The organism is Janthinobacterium sp. SUN120, from assembly GCF_030397735.1.
Lineage (GTDB): Bacteria > Pseudomonadota > Gammaproteobacteria > Burkholderiales > Burkholderiaceae_D > Janthinobacterium > Janthinobacterium kumbetense.
This window is the reverse complement of record NZ_JAPUBW010000001.1, coordinates 1,443,407-1,459,511: the sequence shown is the minus strand read 5'-3', so window position 1 is coordinate 1,459,511 and position 16,105 is coordinate 1,443,407. Positions and strand designations below refer to the sequence as shown.

General features: G+C 66.9%; 15 protein-coding genes. 8 read left to right on the top strand and 7 right to left on the bottom strand.

Annotated elements, in window-relative coordinates; all coding sequences use genetic code 11:
* Positions 1–37 precede the first annotated feature (37 nt).
* From O0879_RS06410 to O0879_RS06400, 3 genes are all read left to right on the top strand, one after another.
* On the top strand, positions 38–214 hold the full coding sequence (locus O0879_RS06410) for a hypothetical protein (protein ID WP_289915504.1): 177 nt from the start codon (positions 38–40) through the stop codon (positions 212–214).
* 77 nt (positions 215–291) lie between these two features.
* Positions 292–957, top strand: coding sequence for a response regulator transcription factor (locus tag O0879_RS06405; RefSeq protein WP_289909527.1), 666 nt, complete (start codon positions 292–294; stop codon positions 955–957).
* Positions 951–2,261 carry an ATP-binding protein gene (locus O0879_RS06400; RefSeq protein ID WP_289915502.1) on the top strand — a complete coding sequence of 437 codons (1,311 nt, stop codon included), beginning with the start codon at positions 951–953 and terminating at the stop codon, positions 2,259–2,261. Before O0879_RS06405 ends, O0879_RS06400 begins: the two co-directional genes overlap by 7 nt.
* 60 nt (positions 2,262–2,321) lie before the next feature.
* Here O0879_RS06400 and O0879_RS06395 read toward each other — a convergent pair whose 3' ends face one another.
* Together O0879_RS06395 and O0879_RS06390 are read right to left on the bottom strand one after the other, a co-directional pair.
* The gene (locus O0879_RS06395; RefSeq protein ID WP_289915501.1) at positions 2,322–2,960 is read right to left on the bottom strand and encodes an NAD(P)H-dependent oxidoreductase; all 639 of its coding nucleotides are present in this window, start codon (positions 2,958–2,960) and stop codon (positions 2,322–2,324) included.
* A 121-nt stretch (positions 2,961–3,081) separates the two neighbouring features.
* A complete protein-coding gene (locus O0879_RS06390; RefSeq protein ID WP_289915499.1) occupies positions 3,082–4,080 on the bottom strand; it encodes an aldo/keto reductase in 999 nt (332 codons plus the stop codon).
* A 115-nt stretch (positions 4,081–4,195) separates the two neighbouring features.
* Between O0879_RS06390 and O0879_RS06385 the strand changes: the two genes are divergently transcribed.
* Complete coding sequence (locus tag O0879_RS06385; protein ID WP_289915498.1) at positions 4,196–5,083, top strand: LysR family transcriptional regulator; 888 nt, start codon at positions 4,196–4,198, stop codon at positions 5,081–5,083.
* On the opposite strand, the gene O0879_RS06380 is transcribed toward O0879_RS06385, so the two are convergent.
* A complete protein-coding gene (locus O0879_RS06380) occupies positions 5,084–6,166 on the bottom strand; it encodes an ATP-binding protein (protein WP_289915495.1) in 1,083 nt (360 codons plus the stop codon).
* Complete coding sequence (locus tag O0879_RS06375; protein ID WP_289909535.1) at positions 6,166–6,915, bottom strand: response regulator; 750 nt, start codon at positions 6,913–6,915, stop codon at positions 6,166–6,168. Before O0879_RS06375 ends, O0879_RS06380 begins: the two co-directional genes overlap by 1 nt.
* A 163-nt stretch (positions 6,916–7,078) precedes the next feature.
* Here O0879_RS06375 and O0879_RS06370 point away from each other — a divergent pair, with 163 nt between their 5' ends.
* The 3 genes from O0879_RS06370 to O0879_RS06360 are packed head-to-tail and all read left to right on the top strand — an operon-like array spanning position 7,079 to position 12,774.
* The gene (locus O0879_RS06370) at positions 7,079–8,206 is read left to right on the top strand and encodes an efflux RND transporter periplasmic adaptor subunit (RefSeq protein ID WP_289915493.1); all 1,128 of its coding nucleotides are present in this window, start codon (positions 7,079–7,081) and stop codon (positions 8,204–8,206) included.
* A gap of 33 nt (positions 8,207–8,239) precedes the next feature.
* Entirely contained in the window at positions 8,240–11,386 is a 3,147-nt protein-coding gene (locus O0879_RS06365) for an efflux RND transporter permease subunit (RefSeq protein ID WP_289909538.1), read from the top strand.
* Positions 11,386–12,774 carry an efflux transporter outer membrane subunit gene (locus O0879_RS06360; RefSeq protein WP_289915492.1) on the top strand — a complete coding sequence of 463 codons (1,389 nt, stop codon included), beginning with the start codon at positions 11,386–11,388 and terminating at the stop codon, positions 12,772–12,774. The genes O0879_RS06365 and O0879_RS06360 overlap by 1 nt, the downstream gene beginning before the upstream one ends.
* A 44-nt stretch (positions 12,775–12,818) precedes the next feature.
* On the opposite strand, the gene O0879_RS06355 is transcribed toward O0879_RS06360, so the two are convergent.
* Genes O0879_RS06355 through O0879_RS06345 form a run of 3 tightly spaced genes read right to left on the bottom strand, consistent with a single transcriptional unit; the run spans position 12,819 to position 14,253 of the window.
* Positions 12,819–13,358 (bottom strand): contractile injection system tape measure protein, encoded by a 540-nt coding sequence (locus tag O0879_RS06355; protein WP_289915490.1) that lies wholly within the window; start codon positions 13,356–13,358, stop codon positions 12,819–12,821.
* A 4-nt stretch (positions 13,359–13,362) separates the two neighbouring features.
* A complete protein-coding gene (locus O0879_RS06350; protein WP_289915488.1) occupies positions 13,363–13,938 on the bottom strand; it encodes a type VI secretion system tube protein Hcp in 576 nt (191 codons plus the stop codon).
* A gap of 42 nt (positions 13,939–13,980) precedes the next feature.
* Positions 13,981–14,253 carry a DUF6150 family protein gene (locus tag O0879_RS06345; protein ID WP_289915485.1) on the bottom strand — a complete coding sequence of 91 codons (273 nt, stop codon included), beginning with the start codon at positions 14,251–14,253 and terminating at the stop codon, positions 13,981–13,983.
* Between the two features lie 196 nt (positions 14,254–14,449).
* Here O0879_RS06345 and O0879_RS06340 point away from each other — a divergent pair, with 196 nt between their 5' ends.
* Positions 14,450–16,105: a DUF4394 domain-containing protein gene (locus O0879_RS06340; RefSeq protein WP_289915482.1), complete on the top strand. Its 1,656-nt coding sequence runs from the start codon at positions 14,450–14,452 to the stop codon at positions 16,103–16,105.

The following is a 16,105-nucleotide window of genomic DNA, read 5'->3' as shown; positions in this document are numbered from 1 at the left end:
ATCCGATATTTTTCTATGCAACCTTTGAAGGAATGATATGAAAATCAAGGCTATTTTCTGTGTTGGCGCGGTATCCCTGCTGGCCGTTCTGCCCGTATCCCAAGCGGCCCAGCCCGGCGAGGCGCTCGCTGCGGCGGCACCGCTTGCGACAGGCGTGGTGCTGTATCCGCAAGAAGGCAATATCCCGCCGTTCCGCGGGTCCGGATCCAGGTAAGGCCACCGCGGCAGCCCCTGCGGCGCGGCGCCAGTCAAGGTAAGATGGTGGCTTTTTCAAGACTTTGAGAGGCCCGCGTGCGCGTGTTGCTGGTGGAGGACGATCCGATGATCGGGGAAAGCCTGGTCGAGGGCTTGCGCGGCGAGTGCTATGCCGTGGACTGGGTGCGCGATGGCCACGATGCGGAGCTGGCGCTGGCCGGCTTCGCCTACGATTTGATGCTGCTGGACCTGGGCTTGCCCGGCAAGGAGGGCATGGACGTGCTGCGCGCCATGCGCGCGCGGGGCGCCGAGTTGCCCGTGCTGATCATCACGGCGCGCGACGGCACGCCGGCCCGCGTGGAAGGGCTCGACAGCGGCGCCGACGATTACCTGGTCAAGCCGTTCGACCTCGACGAGCTGCTGGCGCGCATCCGCGCGCTGCTGCGCCGTCGCGTCAGCCGTTCGCGCTCCGTCATCGAGCATGGCGCGCTGATCCTCGACCTGGCCAGCCACGACGTCACGTTCGAGGGCGAGCTGATCAAGCTGCCGCCGCGCGAGTTTTCCGTGCTGCGCGCCTTGCTCGACCATCCGGGCAAGGTGGTGTCGAAGCGCCAGCTGAGCGAAAAGCTGTACGGCTGGGATAGCGAAGTGGAAAGCAATACCGTCGACGTGTACGTGTACCAGCTGCGCAAGAAGCTCGGTGCGGATTGCATCCAGACCGTGCGCGGCGTGGGTTACAAGATGCGGGTAGCATCTTGCTGACCATCCGCCGCCAATTATTGCTCGGTTTGCTGGCCGCCACCCTGCTGTGCGTGCTGGGCGCCGGCATTTCCCTGTTCCGTTCGTTGCTGGAAGAAACCAATGAGCTGGCCGACTTGCAGCTGCGCCAGCTGGCCGTGGCCTTGCCCGACGAGTTCGAGCCGCAGGAGGGACTGGCCGCCGCGCAAGAGCCGGAAGAAGCGTTCGTGCTGCAGGCGTGGGACGAGGATGGCCAGCCCTTGCCCGTCCTGCAGGAGCAGCCGGCACTGCCGCGCTATGCGCTGGCCGGCTTTGCCGATGTCGAGTTGCACGGTGAGGACTGGCGCCTGTACGGCGAGACGCGGCGCGGCCGCTACGTGCAGGTGGCGCAGGCGCAGGCCGTGCGCGACCAGCTGGCCTGGCGGATGACCATGCGGGCCGGCGCGCCCCTGCTGGTGTTCGCGCTGATCCTGGCGCTGCTGATCGTCGCCGTCGTGGGACGCGCGCTGGCACCCCTGCACCGGCTGGCCGAGTCCGTGGCGGGCCGTTCGCCGGACGCCCTGACGCCGCTGGCGGCCGACGACATGCCGCCCGAACTGCGGCCCGTGGCGCTGGCGTTGAATAGCCTGATGGGGCAGTTCGAGGCGGCGCTGACGGCGCAACGCACCTTTGTCGCCGATGCCGCGCATGAATTGCGTTCGCCGCTGACGGCATTGAAACTGCAGCTGCAGGTGGCCGAGCGGGCCGGCAGCGAGGAAGAACGGCGCGTTGCGCTGGCGCGGCTGCACGAACGGCTGGACCGCAGCACGCACCTGGTGCGGCAACTGCTCAGTCTGGCGCGCCATGAAACGGCGCTCACGGCCAGCCAGCTGCACACGGTGGACTTGGGACAATTGCTGGAAGCGGCCGTGGGCGACCACAGCGCGCTGGCCGACAGCCGCGCCATCGACCTGGGCGTGGTGGAAGCGCTGCCCGCCAGGGTGCTGGTGCAGGCCGATCCCGACGGCTTGCAAGTGTTGCTGAACAACTTGATCGACAATGCCTTGCGTTACACGCAGCAGGGTGGCCGGGTCGACTTGCAGGCGGCAGTGGAAGAGGGCAGGCCCTTGCTGCGCGTGTCCGATAACGGCCCCGGCGTGCCGCGCCAGCACCATGCGCGCCTGTTCGACCGCTTCTTCCGTCCCGACGGCAACGACGCCTGGGGCTGCGGCCTGGGCCTGTCCATCGTGCGCCACATCGCCGAGCACCACCAGGCCGATATCGCGCTGGCCGACGGCGAGGCAGGGCGGGGATTGCAGGTGACGGTACGCTTCCCGCAGGCGGCCTGAACGGACAAAAAAAAGCGGATGCCGGTCAGGGCATCCGCTTTTCAGTCACTGGCGTAGCGCTTACGCCAGCTCGGTGATGAATTGCTCGCGAGCAGGGCGCACTTTTTTCAAGTCCACCAGCCAGTCGCCTTCGTCGGCGCGGTAGCCCAGCGGCAGCATGACGACGGAACGCAAGCCTTTTTCGCGCAGGTTCAGGATTTCATCGACCTTGGCCGGATCAAAACCTTCCATCGGCGTCGAATCGACTTGTTCCTGCGCCGCGGCGATCAGGGCCGTGCCCACGCCGATGTAGGCCTGGCGTGCCGCGTGCTGGTAGTTGGTCTCGGCATCGCGCTGCGGATACGTGGCCAGGATTTGCTGGCGGTACGCTTCCCAGCCTTCATTCTTGAAGCCGCGCACCTCGTTGACCAGGTCGAAACGCGCGTTGATGCGTTCCACCGTGTAATTGTCCCAGGCGGCAAACACCAGCAGGTGCGAGGAATCCGTCACCTGGCCCTGGTTCCATGCATGCGGCTTGATCTGCTCGCGCAGGGCCGGATTCGTCACGACGAAGACTTCGTAAGGATGCAGTCCGCTGGAGCTGGCCGTCAGGCGCACGGCTTCCAGGATGCGCTCGACCTTGTCTTGCGGCACCGTTTTCGTCGGGTCCATTTTCTTGGTGGCGTAGCGCCATTGCAGTGTTTCGAGCAAATCGGACATGTAAATCCCTTTCATAATGAATAGTTCAGATTGGAAATGATAGCGGATTCACGCATTTCAAGTGCGGCGGGCAAAAAGAAGCGGTATTCGTACTCAAATTAACGTACTCGAGTACGCTTGTCTACAGGCCAAGCATGGCAAGTTCCACTTCCGGGTAGCGCGCGCCTTGCACGGCGGCGGGCGCGATGGCGGCGCCGATGGCGGCCAGCTCGCTCTCGTTCAGGGTGATGCGCACGGCGGCCACGTTTTCTTCCAGGTGCGCCAGGCTGCGGGCGCCGGGTATCGGCACGAGGTCGCTGCCTTGCGCCAGCAGCCAGGCCAGGGCCAGCTGGGCCGCCGTGACGCCGCGCGCCGCCGCCAGGCGCTGCAGTTCTGCCACCAGGTGCGCGTTGGCCGCCATCGCCTGCGGCTGGAAGCGGGGCAGGCTGTGGCGGTAATCGTCGGGCGCCAGCATCGCGCTGGACGTGAGCTGGCCCGTCAGGAAGCCCCGGCCCAGCGGGCTGTAGGGCACGAAGCCGATGCCGAGGGCGCGGCAGGCGGGCAGCACCTCCGCTTCCACGTCGCGGCTCCACAGCGAATACTCGGACTGCACGGCCGCAATCGGGTGCACGGCGTGGGCGCGGCGCAGGGTGGCGGCCGACACTTCCGACAGCCCCAGGTGGCGCACCTTGCCTGCGCGCACCAGGCCGGCCATGGCGCCGACGACGTCTTCGATGGGCACGGCGGGGTCCACGCGGTGCTGGTACAGCAAGTCGATGCACTCGATGCCCAGCCGGGACAGCGACGCCTCCACCGCCTGGCGAATATGCTCGGGGCGGCTGTCGACGCCCGCCATGCGCTCCACGCCCTGGCCGTGGGGCAATATCTTGAAACCGAACTTGGTGGCGATGCTGACCTTGCCGCGCAGCTGCTTCAGGGCGCGGCCTACCAAGTCCTCGTTGGCGTAGGGGCCGTAGACTTCCGCCGTATCGATCAGGGTCACGCCCAGTTCCACGGCGCGGTGCAGCACGCGCAGCGAGGCGGCTTCGTCCGCGCCGCCGTAGGCAAAGCTCATGCCCATACAGCCCAGGCCGATGGGGGCGACGCGCAAGCCGGAGTTGCCCAGTGTTCTGTGTTCCATTTTTCACTCCTCTTCAAAAAAAGATGCAAGGAGTATGGATGAAGCAACAGCATGCGATAAGATGTCTAATCCTGCATGTATTACTGAATATTGCTCATGAATTGCTTCCTGAATAATGGCTGACCTGAATGAATTGACGGCCTTTGCCGCCGTCGCCCGCCTGCGCAGCTTTCGCAAGGCGGCCCTCGAACGGGGCGTCTCCGCGTCCGCCCTCAGCCATGCGCTGCGGACGCTGGAAGAGCGCCTGGGCGTGCGCCTGCTGAACCGCACCACGCGCAGCGTCACGCCGACGGAGGCGGGGCAGCAGTTGCTGGCGCGGCTGGCGCCGGCCATGCGCGAAATCGACGATGCCTTGCTGGACCTGAGCGCCTTGCAGGATGTGCCCGCAGGCAAGTTGCGCCTGAACGTGCCCCGTCCGGCCGCCCGGTTGCTGCTCGCGCCCATGCTGGCCAGCTTCGTCGCCCGCTATCCGCGCGTGCAGGTGGAAGTGGTGACGGATGACGGTATGATCGATATCGTGCGCGACGGTTTTGACGCGGGCATCCGCTTTGGCGAGCAGGTGGCGGCCGACATGGTCGCCGTGCCCGTGGGCGCGCCGCAACCGTTCGTCGTGGTGGCGTCGCCCGCCTACCTGGCGGTGCATGGGGCGCCAGGCACGCCGCGCGACTTGCTGGACCATGCCTGCATCGGCCGGCGTTTTCCCAGCGGGCGCCAGTATGCGTGGGAGTTCGAGCTGGGAGGGGACGCCGTCAGCATCGCCGTCGGCGGCCCGCTGGTGTTCGACGACGATGAGATGATGCTGCGCGCGGCCCGCGATGGCGCGGGACTGGCGTATGTGTACGAGGCCGATGCGCGCGCCGATCTCGCGGCGGGGCGCCTGGAGTGCGTGCTGGAGCGCTGCCTGCCGCCGCCGCCCCGTTACTACCTGTACTACCCGAGCCGGCGCCAGATGCCGCCCGTGCTGCGCGCCTTCGTCGACATGCTACGCGCGCCGCCCGCGTAGTCAGCCGGCGGGCGGGGCGCCGTGTTCGACCGGCCACTTGATGGTGAACAGGCTGCCGCCCGCCTTGCCACGCGTGCAGACGGCGCTGCCGCCGTGGGCGCGCGCGATGGCTTCGACCACGGCCAGTCCCAGGCCGCTGCCCGCGTTCAGGTCGACCCTGGCGCTGTCGCCGCGGCGGAACGCTTCGAACACGTGCGGCGCCAGGTCGTCGGCAATGCCGGGACCCGCATCTTCGACGCTCAGGTAGTACTGGCCGGCCTGCACGCGGGTGCGCACGCGCAGCAGGCCCGGATGCGCGTAGCGGCGCGCGTTGTCGAGCAGGGCCAGCACGATTTGCCGGATGCGCGCCGCGTCGCAGCAGACGGGATGGTCGGACAGGTGCAGTTGCAGCGTAAAACCGGCCGCTTCCATCTCCTGCGCCAGCAGGCGGCGCACTTCCCCGATTTCCAGGGTCAGGTCCGTCCACGCCATGCGCAGCTGCATGTGGCCGCTGTCGGCCAGGCTCAGGGTGCGCAAGTCTTCGATCAGGCGGCCCAGGTCCTCGACTTGCGCCAGCAGGCTGGAAAACGGCACTTCCTCGGGCTTGAAGACGCCGTCGACGACGCCTTGCAAGGTGCCGCGCAGGATGGTCACGGGCGTGCGCAATTCGTGCGCGATGGCCGCATTCCACGTCTCGCTTTCCTTGGCCGCCCGCTGCAGGCGCTCGGCCATGCTGTTGAAGTCATCGACCAGCATGGCCGTTTCGCCCAAGCTGCGGTCGCCCGCGAAGGCGCGCGCGGACAGGTCGCCATGCGCCACGCGGCGCACGCTGTCCATCACGGAATTGATCGGCTTGAGAATGCGCGAAGCGAGCTTGATGGCGAAAAACGCGGCCAGGCCCAGGCCGAAGATGGTGATGGCGAAGATCCACAGCCATTCGGCCGTCGTCGGCGACCAGTCGTCCGGCTCGGACAGCATGCCGGGATCGATCTTGAAGGCGATGGCGAAGAAGGTCCAGGAACCGATCCAGATGATCAGGATGCCGCTGACCATCAGCACGGACATCGACAGCACGATCTGCCGGTTCAAGCCCGTGAAGCGCATCAGAGGTCGCTTTCCAGGCGGTAACCCACGCCGCGCAGGCTGGCCGGCATGTTCATCACGCCCGCTTCTTCCAGCTTCTTGCGCAGCTTGCTGACGTGGCTGTCCACCGTGCGTTCCAGCGAATTGCTCTCGGGCATGCATGACTCCAGCAATTCCAGGCGGCTGCAGACGCGGCGCGGCGTGCGCGCCAGGTGGGCCAGCAGGCGGAATTCCGTCAACGTCAGGCTCAAGGGCACGGGCGCGCCGTCGCGCAGCACGCTGGCCACGTACGTTTCCTGGTCGATGTCGATGGGACCGCAGCGCAGGCGCTGGCCGCCCACCGGGTGGTGGCGCACGCGCGAGCGGCGCAGCACGGCCGCCACGCGCGCCACCACCTCGGCCGGATTGAAGGGCTTGATGATGTAGTCGTCGGCGCCCACGCGCAGGGCGGCCAGTTTGTCCGCATCCTGGTCGCGCGCCGTCAGCATGATGACGGGCGTTTCGCCGCGCCGCCGCACTTCCGCCAGCACGCCCCAGCCATCGACCCTGGGCATTTGCACGTCGAGCAGCAGCAGGTCCGGCGCCAGCGCCAGGTGCTGCTGCAGCGCTTCCTGGCCGTCGTGCGCGAAGGCCGTGCGGTAGCCGTCGCGCTCCAGGTAACCGGCGAGGATGCGGGCGATTTGCGGTTCATCTTCGGCGATCAGGACGAGGGCGGAAGGGGGCGTGGTGGCAAGAAACGAGGGCTGGCTGGCGCTGTGATGATAGTTCATGCAAATAGTCTAGCATTCTTCGCGCTCTCCATCGAATCTCCACATTTCTTTGACGGAACATCCATGTTGGCCTTCTATGCTCTTGTTATCTGTCGACCGGACCGCCGGTTGGGATCAGTCATAGAGAAAAGTCATGCCAGTAAAGTACCTCACCAAGAAAAACATGTTGATCGCCGCGGCACTGCTCAGCCTTGCCGCCTGTTCCAAACCCGCGCCGGAAGAAGGCGCGGCGCCGCCCGCCGCCGTGACGGTACTCAAGCTGCAAGCGGCGCCCGTCGTCCTCAGCGATGAATTGCCGGGCAGGGTGGCCGCCTTCCGCACGGCCGACATCCGCCCGCAAGTGGGCGGCATCGTGCTGCGCCGCCAGTTCGAGCAGGGCGCCGAAGTGAAGGCGGGACAGAAGTTGTTCCAGCTCAACCCTGCGCCGTTCCAGGCGGACGTCGATTCGGCCGCCGCCGCCCTGCAGCATGCGGTGGCCACGGCCAACCGCGCCAGCAGCCAGGCTGACAGGTTGAAACCGCTGGTGGAGGCGGACGCCATCAGCCGCCAGGCGTATGACGACGCCGTGGCCCAGCGCGAGCAAGCCGTGGCCACCGTGGCCCAGGCGCGGGCCAGCCTGGCGCGCCGCCGCCTGGACCTGGCCTTCGCCAGCATCGAGGCGCCTATTGCCGGGCGCATCGGCTCGGAGCTGGTGACGGAAGGCGCGCTGGTGGGCCTGGCCGATGCCACGCCGATGGCGCGCATCCAGCAGATCGACAAGGTGTATGTGGACGTGCGCCAGCCGGCCGCCGCGCTGGCGGCATTGCAAGCGTCGGGAACGGGCGGCGCGGACAAGCTGCCCGTGACCATCCTGGGCGCCGATGGCCAGCCGCATCCCGTCACGGGGCGCATCCTGTTCTCGGGCATCAGCGTCGATGCGGGCACGGGCGACGCCGTCATCCGCGTGCTGGTCGACAATCCGCAGCGCCAGTTGCTGCCGGGCATGTTCGTGCGCGCCCGCATCGCCCGCGCCGTGCAGGCGAATGGCGTGCTGTTGCCGCAGCAAGCCGTTCTGCACAGCAGCGGCGGCCAGGCGCAGGCCTGGGTGCTCGATGGCACGAACAAAGCCAGCCTGAAAACGATCGCCGTGGGCGACGTGATCGAGCACCAGTACGTCGTCAACGGCGGCTTGAAGGCTGGCGAAACCGTCGTCATCGAAGGCCAGGAGCGCCTGCAGCCGGGCGCCACGGCCGCGCCGCAACCGTGGAAGCCAGCCGTCGTGGCAACGGCGGCTGCCGCCAAGGCGCGTTGATGCACACTTTGAATACAATGAAAGTCTAATGATATGCCTCAATTTTTCATCAACCGCCCCGTCTTCGCGTGGGTGGTGGCGGTCTTCATCGTCCTGTTCGGACTGATCGCCATACCGCAATTGCCGATTGCGCGCTTCCCCTCGGTGGCGCCGCCCAGCGTCAGCATCAGCGCCAATTATCCCGGCGCCACGCCGCAAACCATGAACGATTCCGTGGTGGGCTTGATCGAACGCGAACTGTCGGGCGTCAAGCACCTGCTGTATTTCGAGTCGTCCACCGATACGTCGGGCTCGGCTTCGATCACCGTCACCTTCCAGCCGGGCACGAATCCGGAAATGGCGCAGGTGGACGTGCAAAACCGCCTGAAAGCCATCGAGCCGCGCCTGCCGCAAGCCGTGCGGCAAAACGGCTTGACGGTGGAGTCGGCGTCGTCCGGCTTTTTGATGATCGTCAGTTTGATCTCGGACAATGGCCAGCACGATGAAGTGGCGCTGGGCGACTACCTGGCGCGCAACGTGACGGAAGAACTGCGCCGTATTCCCGGCGTGGGCAAGGTGCAGCTGTTCGGTTCCGAGCGCGCCATGCGCATCTGGGTCGATCCGGCCAAGCTGGTGTCGTACAACATCGCCATGGGCGAGCTGACGGCCGCCATCGCGCAGCAAAATGCGCAGATCGCCCCGGGCCGCCTGGGCGACTCGCCCGCCGTGCACGGCCAGCGCGTGACCATCCCGCTGACGGTGCAGGGCCAGCTGCAAACCCCGGCGGAATTTGCCGCCATCGTGCTGCGCGCGAATCCCGACGGCTCGAAAGTGACCATCGGCGACGTGGCGAAAGTGTCGCTGGGCGCGCAAAGCTTCAATTTCAGCATCCGCGAAAACGGACAAGCCGCGTCGGGCGCCGCCATCATGCTGTCGCCCGGCGCCAACGCCGTGCAGACGGCGGCCGCCGTGCGCGCACGCATGGCCGAACTGGCGCACACCATGCCGGCCGGGATCAAGTATTCGGTGCCGTTCGATACGGCGCCGTTCGTGAAGATCTCGATCGAGAAGGTCATCGTCACCCTGCTGGAAGCGATGGTGCTGGTGTTCCTCGTCATGTACCTGTTCCTGCAAAAGATACGCTACACCTTGATTCCCGCCATCGTCGCGCCGATCGCCCTGATGGGGACGTTTACGGTGATGCTGCTGGCCGGCTATTCCGTCAACGTGCTGACCATGTTCGGCATGGTGCTGGCCATCGGCATCATCGTCGATGACGCCATCGTGGTGGTGGAAGCCGTCGAGCGCCTGATGGCGACGGAAGGCCTGTCGCCGAAGGAAGCGACTTCCAAGGCCATGCGCGAAATCACGGGCGCCGTGGTGGGCATCACGCTGGTGCTGACGGCCGTGTTCATCCCGATGGCGCTGGCCAGCGGCTCCGTGGGCGCCATCTACCGCCAGTTCACGCTGGCCATGGCCGTGTCGATCCTGTTCTCGGCGTTTTTGGCGCTGACCCTGACGCCGGCCCTGTGCGCCACGATGTTGAAACCCATCGGCCCGCACGACCATGACAAGAAGGGATTCTTCCTGTGGTTCGACCGCCAGTTTGAGCGCATGACGGCGCGCTATGAAAAGGGCGTGGTGGCGATGCTGAAACGCGCGGGACGCTCGATGGTGCTGTACGGCGCCATCGTCGCGGCGCTGGGCGTGGCCTTCATGCAGCTGCCGTCGGCCTTTTTGCCGGAAGAAGACCAGGGCTATTTCATCACCTCGATCCAGCTGCCGTCCGACGCCACCATGGAGCGCACGCTCGATGTCGTCAAGCTGTACGAACAGCACGTGGCCACGCGGCCCGGTATTGAGGTAAATCAATCGATCCTTGGCTTCAGCTTTTCCGGCGCGGGGCCGAATGCGGGCCTGGCGTTCACTATGCTGAAGGACTGGAAACAGCGCAACGGCGCCACGGCGCAGGAAGAAGTGGCGCTGGCGCAGGCCGCCATGTCGCAGGCGAAGGAGGGCGTGATCATGAGCCTGATGCCGCCCGCCATCGATGAACTGGGCAACTCGTCCGGCTTTTCCCTGCGCCTGCAAGACCGCGCCAACCAGGGCATCGCTGCCTTGCAGGCGGCGCAAAACCAGCTGCTGGGCCTGGCCGCGCAAAGCGCCAAGGTGGCGGGCGTGTATCCGGACGGCTTGCCGCCCGGCGCCAGCGTGCGCCTCGATATCGACCGCACCAAGGCGGAAGCGCTGGGCGTGTCGTTTACGGCCATCGCCGACATGCTGACGGCGGCCATGGGGTCGACCTACGTCAACGATTTCCCGAATGCGGGCCGCATGCAGCAAGTGATCATCCAGGCCGATGCGCCGTCGCGCATGCAGCTGAACGACGTGCTGGCCTTGCGCATTCGTAATAACGCGGGCGGCATGGTGGCCCTGGGCGAGCTGGTGCGCCCTGTGTGGAGCGAATCGCCGCTGCAGCTGGTGCGCTACCAGGGTTATCCGGCGGCGCGCATTTCGGGCAGCGCGGCGCCCGGCGTGTCCAGCGGCGACGCCATGCTGGAAATGGAGCGCCTCGTGAAGCAATTGCCGCCCGGTTTCGCGCTGGCGTGGACGGGCCAATCGCTGCAAGAGAAGGAATCGGCCTCGCAAGCGCCCATGCTGATGGCGCTGTCGATGCTGGTGGTCTTCCTCGTGCTGGCGGCCCTGTATGAAAGCTGGAGCATTCCCGTCTCCGTCATGCTGGTCGTGCCGTTGGGCTTGCTGGGCGCCGTGCTGGCCGTGATGTTGCGCGGCATGCCGAACGATGTGTTCTTCAAGGTGGGCATGATCACGATTATTGGTCTTTCCGCGAAGAACGCCATCCTGATCGTCGAATATGCGCGCCAGTTGCAGGCGCAGGGCAAGGGATTGGTCGAGGCGACGGTGGAAGCGGCCAGGTTGCGCTTGCGCCCGATCCTGATGACGTCGCTGGCGTTCGCGCTGGGCGTGGTGCCGCTGATGCTGGCCACTGGCGCCAGCGCCGAGACGCAGCATGCGATCGGCACGGGCGTGTTCGGCGGCATGATCACCGCCACCGTGCTTGCCGTGTTTTTCGTGCCCGTGTTCTTTGTCGTGGTGCTGGGCGCCGTCGACAAGATGGACACGTACTTCAACAAACGCAGTAATCGCATCGCCGTCAAGGCGGTGGAAGGAGAGTTGTAATGCGTTTGATTTTTATCACGCCGCTGGCCGCGCTGGCCTTGTCGGCCTGTTCATTGACGCCGCCGCTGGTCAAGCCGGCGCCGCCGATTCCCGCCGCGTATGCCGAGGCCGCCGCGCCAGGCACGGCCGACACGGCGGCCAACCTGGGCTGGCGCCAGATGCTGCTGGACGCGCGCCTGCAGCGCCTGGTCGACATCGCGCTGGAAAACAACCGCGACTTGCGCGTGGCATCCCTCAACGTGGAAGCCGTGCGGGCCCAGTACCAGATCCAGGATGCGGGCCGCTATCCGGCGATTGGTCTCAACGGTGGCGGCACGCGCCAGCGCGCTGCCGATGCCACGGGACAAAATCCCACGGTGCAAAACCAATTTACGGCCGGCATCGCCATGAGCGCGTTCGAAATCGACCTGTTCGGCCGCCTGCGCTCCCTGTCGGAGGCCGCCTTTGCGCGCTACCTGGCCACGCAGCAGGGCCAGCGGGCCGCCCACATGGCCCTGATCGGCGCCGTGGCCGACGCCTACCTGGAACAGCGGCTGGCCGAGGAGCAGCTGGCGCTGGCGCGGCAAACCCTGCTCGATTGGCGCCAGGCGCTGGTCCTGACGCAGCGCCTGCACGGCGCGCAGCAGGGCAGCGGTCTTGATGTAGCGCAAGCGGAAGGACAGGCGGCCACGGCGGAAGCGGACGTGCAGGCGCGGGAACGTGCCAGCGCCTTGGCGCGCAACAACCTGGAATTGCTGCTGGGCGCGCCGTTGCCCGCCGACTTGCCGGCGGGCCGGCCGCTCGATGGCCAGCCCGTGCTGACGCAGCTGCCGCCCGGCCTGCCGTCGGACTTGCTGGCGCGCCGTCCCGACATCCTGCAAGCGGAATACGCGCTGGTGGCGGCGAATGCGGAAATCGGCGCCGCGCGCGCCGCCTTCTTCCCGCGCCTGTCGCTGACGGCGCAGCTGGGCCTGGCCAGCCCGGAACTGGGTGACCTGTTCCGCGGCGGCGCGCGCAGCTGGTCGTTCGCGCCGCAAGTGACGCAGCCGCTGTTCCAGGGCGGCCAGCTGCGCGCGGAATTGCAGCTGTCGCGCCTGCGCAAGGATGTGGCCGTGCTGCAATACGAGCAAGCCATCCAGGCGGCGTTTCGCGACGTGCGCGACGGCCTGGCGGGCAGCGCCACGTATGCGCAGCAGATCGCCGCGCAGGAACGCGTGGTGACGGCGGCGCAGCAGCGCCAGCGCCTGTCGCAGCTGCGCTACGACGCGGGCCAGGACAGCCGGCTGGAATTGCTCGACGCGCAGCGCCAGTCGTATGCGGCGCAGCAAGCCTTGCTCGACGCGCGGCGCGACCAGTTCAAGTCGGCCGTGGCCCTGTACAAGGCGCTGGGGGGCGGGCTGGAAGAGTAGCCCGCTTTGCGGGATGGCGGCCAGCCGGGCGTGGGCTTGCCGGGCTATGCGCCGGGCCAGTCGATCAACAGCGGTTGCGGCATCCACGGGTGCCGGATGGCAGCCAGGTTCCACGGCAAGCGGCTCAGCAGTACATCGAAGGGATTGCGCGCGACAGCCAGCGTGCATTTCCCGTCGCCTTTTTGCAGTCGGCCTTCGCGCTGCAGAAAGACCTGGCGCAATCCCTCGGTCGAGGTTTGTCCCACCGCTGGCCAATGGCGCATCACGGCGGCCAGCACTTGTTCGCACAGGGCCCGTTCTTCTTCGCCGAGGTCGACGGGTGGAGCAGGGAAGTCCGGTTCCAGGCCGCACAGCAGCTTGTTCAGCAGCAGTGCCGGTTCCGGCGCGTCGCTCCTGCCATCGACCAGGTATTGCAGCAAGTGAACGGCGCGCGCGCCGTGTTCGCCGCGCAGCCGCGGCCTGCCATCGCCGCCAGTGGCGAGCAAGTCCAGCCGCTGAAACATTGTGGGCAGGAACGGGTGGAGCAGCGCCAGGCCGGCGTTGCCGATGTCGGCGATGTCAGTAGCGTGTACAGCGTCGTTCATGTGCTTATCCTGTAAATGCCCTGATCGGGCGGTTGCGCGCCAGGCTCCAGCCCGTCGTCTGCTGGTCGCCGGGCTGGCCGTCGGCCTGCTGCACGCTGTACGTCCAGAGGATTTCCGTAAAGTTCAGCTTGAACTGCTCGGTGGGCATGTCGTCGGGATGGGTTTGCAGCTGGATTTCGCTGATCAGGGCGTCGTGCAGGGCGATGGTGATGAGGTTGGCCGTCTTGTCGCCCGTCTGGCGGGTGATGTACAGCCTGGTCGGCTGGTCCGGGCCGCTGCCCAGCGGCTTCGCCCGCAGGCACAGATCGTACAGCTTGACCGAGGTCGCATCGACATACTTGACGCAGGTAAATTCGGTGATGACGGGCCGGCCGGACGTGCGCGCAGAGTTGCTGACGTCGGTCGTCACTTGCTGCTTCATGCCTTGATGTAATGACACCAGCTCGAAGCACCGGCCGATGCCCCGCAGCGTGGCGGCGTCGCGCCAGATGGCGTCGATACCGCCGCTCTTGCTTTCACCGTCCGGCGCCTTGCCGAACACGAGTTCCCCGTCGCCGGGTTCCAGTAAGATCAAATCCATGGCGATGCTCCCTTCCAGTGAGTGAACACGGATGCCACCCTGCTACAGGTGGAGATTGCGCGGGCGGGGCGCTTGCCAGCCTGCCTCGCCGTGGCTGTCGACAAAACAGATTTTCAGCTGCGCCATGCCCTGCGAGACGAAAAATACGCTGGCCGTGGCGCTTTGCCGGTCGCGGGTGATGTACCACAGGGCATCGCCGTGCGCCAGGCCCCAGCTGGCCACGCGGTGCACCAGCAGGTCGGCACTGCCGCGATCCACCAGGGCCACGCGCACGTCGGCCTCTCCCATGCTCTGCGCTTGAAATATGCGTGCCACCTGTCTTGTTCCCCGTTGCCATCGTGCCCGTGACTATACACCGGTTAAGTTGCTTAAAGACAATCATAAAGGCGCGAAGAATAACTTTTTTTGCGCCGCTGCATCCAAACGGGCGCCTGGCGAGTAGTACAGGGGTGCGCTCGCTGCGACCGCGGCATGGGCGGCACTTCCACTCACTCTTACAGGGGCCACGACCATGCCGATCCTTCCGACCTTGCCAACCTTGCCATTCGCCAAGCTGCTGCTCGCTTCCGCCGTCGCCATGTCGCTCACCGCCTGCGGCGGCAGCAGCAGCCACCACGACCCCGTCACGCCACCGCCGCCCGTGGTGCTGGCAGGCGACGTCTTCGTGCTTACCGCCAGCAACAAGCTGCTGTCGTTCGACCGCGCCACGCCCGCCACCATTCGCACCACGGTCGCCGTGACGGGCCTGCAGGCCGGTGAAAACCTGCTGGGCATCGATTTCCGTCCCGCCGATGGCCAGCTGTACGGTGTCGGCAGCACGGGGCGCATCTACACCCTGAACGGCGCGACGGGCGCCGCCACGCTGAAGTCCAGCCTGGCGGCCGACGCGGCCGACACGACGGCGCCCTATGCGGCGCTGGCCGGCACGCAATTCGGCGTCGATTTCAACCCGGTCGCCGACCGCCTGCGCATCGTCAGCGACACGGGACAAAGCCTGCGCATCAATGTCGACACGGGCGCCACGACGACGGATGGCAATATCAACGGCGGCGCGGGCAACACGGCCATCACGGCGGCGGCCTACACCAACAGCTTCGCCGGCACGGCCAGCACCACGCTGTTCGTCATCGATGCGGCCAACGCCACCCTGTACACGCAAAATCCGCCCAACAACGGCACCCTGGCCGGCGCCGTGCCGCTGGGCGTGGCGGCCACCGGCGTGGCGGGCTTCGACATCGATGCGCGCAACAACACGGGCTACGCCGTCATGACGGTGGCCGGCGTGCGCAACCTGTACACCGTGAACCTGGCCGCGACCACCGTCCCGGCGACCCTGGTGGCGGCCATCGGCGTGACGGAGGACCTGCGCGGCATCGCCTTGGCAGGGCCGGGCGCGCCAATCGCCTACGGCTTGACGGACGACGCCCGCATCGTCACCTTCAAGACGGCCACGCCGAACACGCTGGACGCCAACGTGGCCGTCACGGGCCTGGCGGCGGGCGAGCGTTTGCTGGGCTTTGACATCCGTCCCAAGGATGGCTTGCTGTACGGAATCTCGTCGGCGGGGCGCATCGTCACCATCGACCCGGCCACGGGCGCGGCCACCGTCAAGGCGACGCTCGCCGCCGATGCGGCGGATGTCACCGCGCCGTACACGGCCATCGCCGGCACGGCCTTCGGTGTCGACTTCAACCCCGTCGCCGACCGCCTGCGCGTGATCGGCAACACGGGACAAAGCCTGCGCATCAACGTCGACACGGGCGCCACCACGACCGACGGCGCCGTCAACCGCGCGGGCGCGGCGCCCGTCGTCACGGCGGCGGCCTACACCAACAGCTTTGCCGGCACGACGGCTACCATGCTGTTCGATATCGACACGGCCAGCGCCGCGCTCGCCCTGCAAAATCCGCCCAATGACGGCACCCTGGTGAATGTGGGCCTGCTGGGCGTGGCGGCGGCGGGCGACGCGGGCTTCGATATCGCGGGCGGGGCGAACGGCCTGGCCCTGGCGGCCCTGCGCACGTCGGCCGCGGGACCGAGCTCCCTGTACCGCATCGACCTGGCAACAGGCGCGGCCGTGCTGAGCGGCGGCGCGGCCGCGCCGGCGGCATCCGCCATCGGCAACGGGGCGGTGGGGCTGACCGATATCGCCATCGCGCTCAAGTAA

What these genes read in the sequence shown, in the direction of transcription:
- O0879_RS06410 (WP_289915504.1), top strand. Translation starts at nt 38, where the DNA reads ATGAAAATCAAGGCTATTTTCTGTGTTGGCGCGGTATCCCTGCTGGCC.
- O0879_RS06395 (WP_289915501.1), bottom strand. Translation starts at nt 2,960, where the DNA reads ATGTCCGATTTGCTCGAAACACTGCAATGGCGCTACGCCACCAAGAAA.
- O0879_RS06390 (WP_289915499.1), bottom strand. Translation starts at nt 4,080, where the DNA reads ATGGAACACAGAACACTGGGCAACTCCGGCTTGCGCGTCGCCCCCATC.
- O0879_RS06385 (WP_289915498.1), top strand. Translation starts at nt 4,196, where the DNA reads ATGGCTGACCTGAATGAATTGACGGCCTTTGCCGCCGTCGCCCGCCTG.
- O0879_RS06380 (WP_289915495.1), bottom strand. Translation starts at nt 6,166, where the DNA reads ATGCGCTTCACGGGCTTGAACCGGCAGATCGTGCTGTCGATGTCCGTG.
- O0879_RS06375 (WP_289909535.1), bottom strand. Translation starts at nt 6,915, where the DNA reads ATGAACTATCATCACAGCGCCAGCCAGCCCTCGTTTCTTGCCACCACG.
- O0879_RS06370 (WP_289915493.1), top strand. Translation starts at nt 7,079, where the DNA reads ATGTTGATCGCCGCGGCACTGCTCAGCCTTGCCGCCTGTTCCAAACCC.
- O0879_RS06365 (WP_289909538.1), top strand. Translation starts at nt 8,240, where the DNA reads ATGCCTCAATTTTTCATCAACCGCCCCGTCTTCGCGTGGGTGGTGGCG.
- O0879_RS06360 (WP_289915492.1), top strand. Translation starts at nt 11,386, where the DNA reads ATGCGTTTGATTTTTATCACGCCGCTGGCCGCGCTGGCCTTGTCGGCC.
- O0879_RS06355 (WP_289915490.1), bottom strand. Translation starts at nt 13,358, where the DNA reads ATGAACGACGCTGTACACGCTACTGACATCGCCGACATCGGCAACGCC.
- O0879_RS06350 (WP_289915488.1), bottom strand. Translation starts at nt 13,938, where the DNA reads ATGGATTTGATCTTACTGGAACCCGGCGACGGGGAACTCGTGTTCGGC.
- O0879_RS06340 (WP_289915482.1), top strand. Translation starts at nt 14,450, where the DNA reads ATGCCGATCCTTCCGACCTTGCCAACCTTGCCATTCGCCAAGCTGCTG.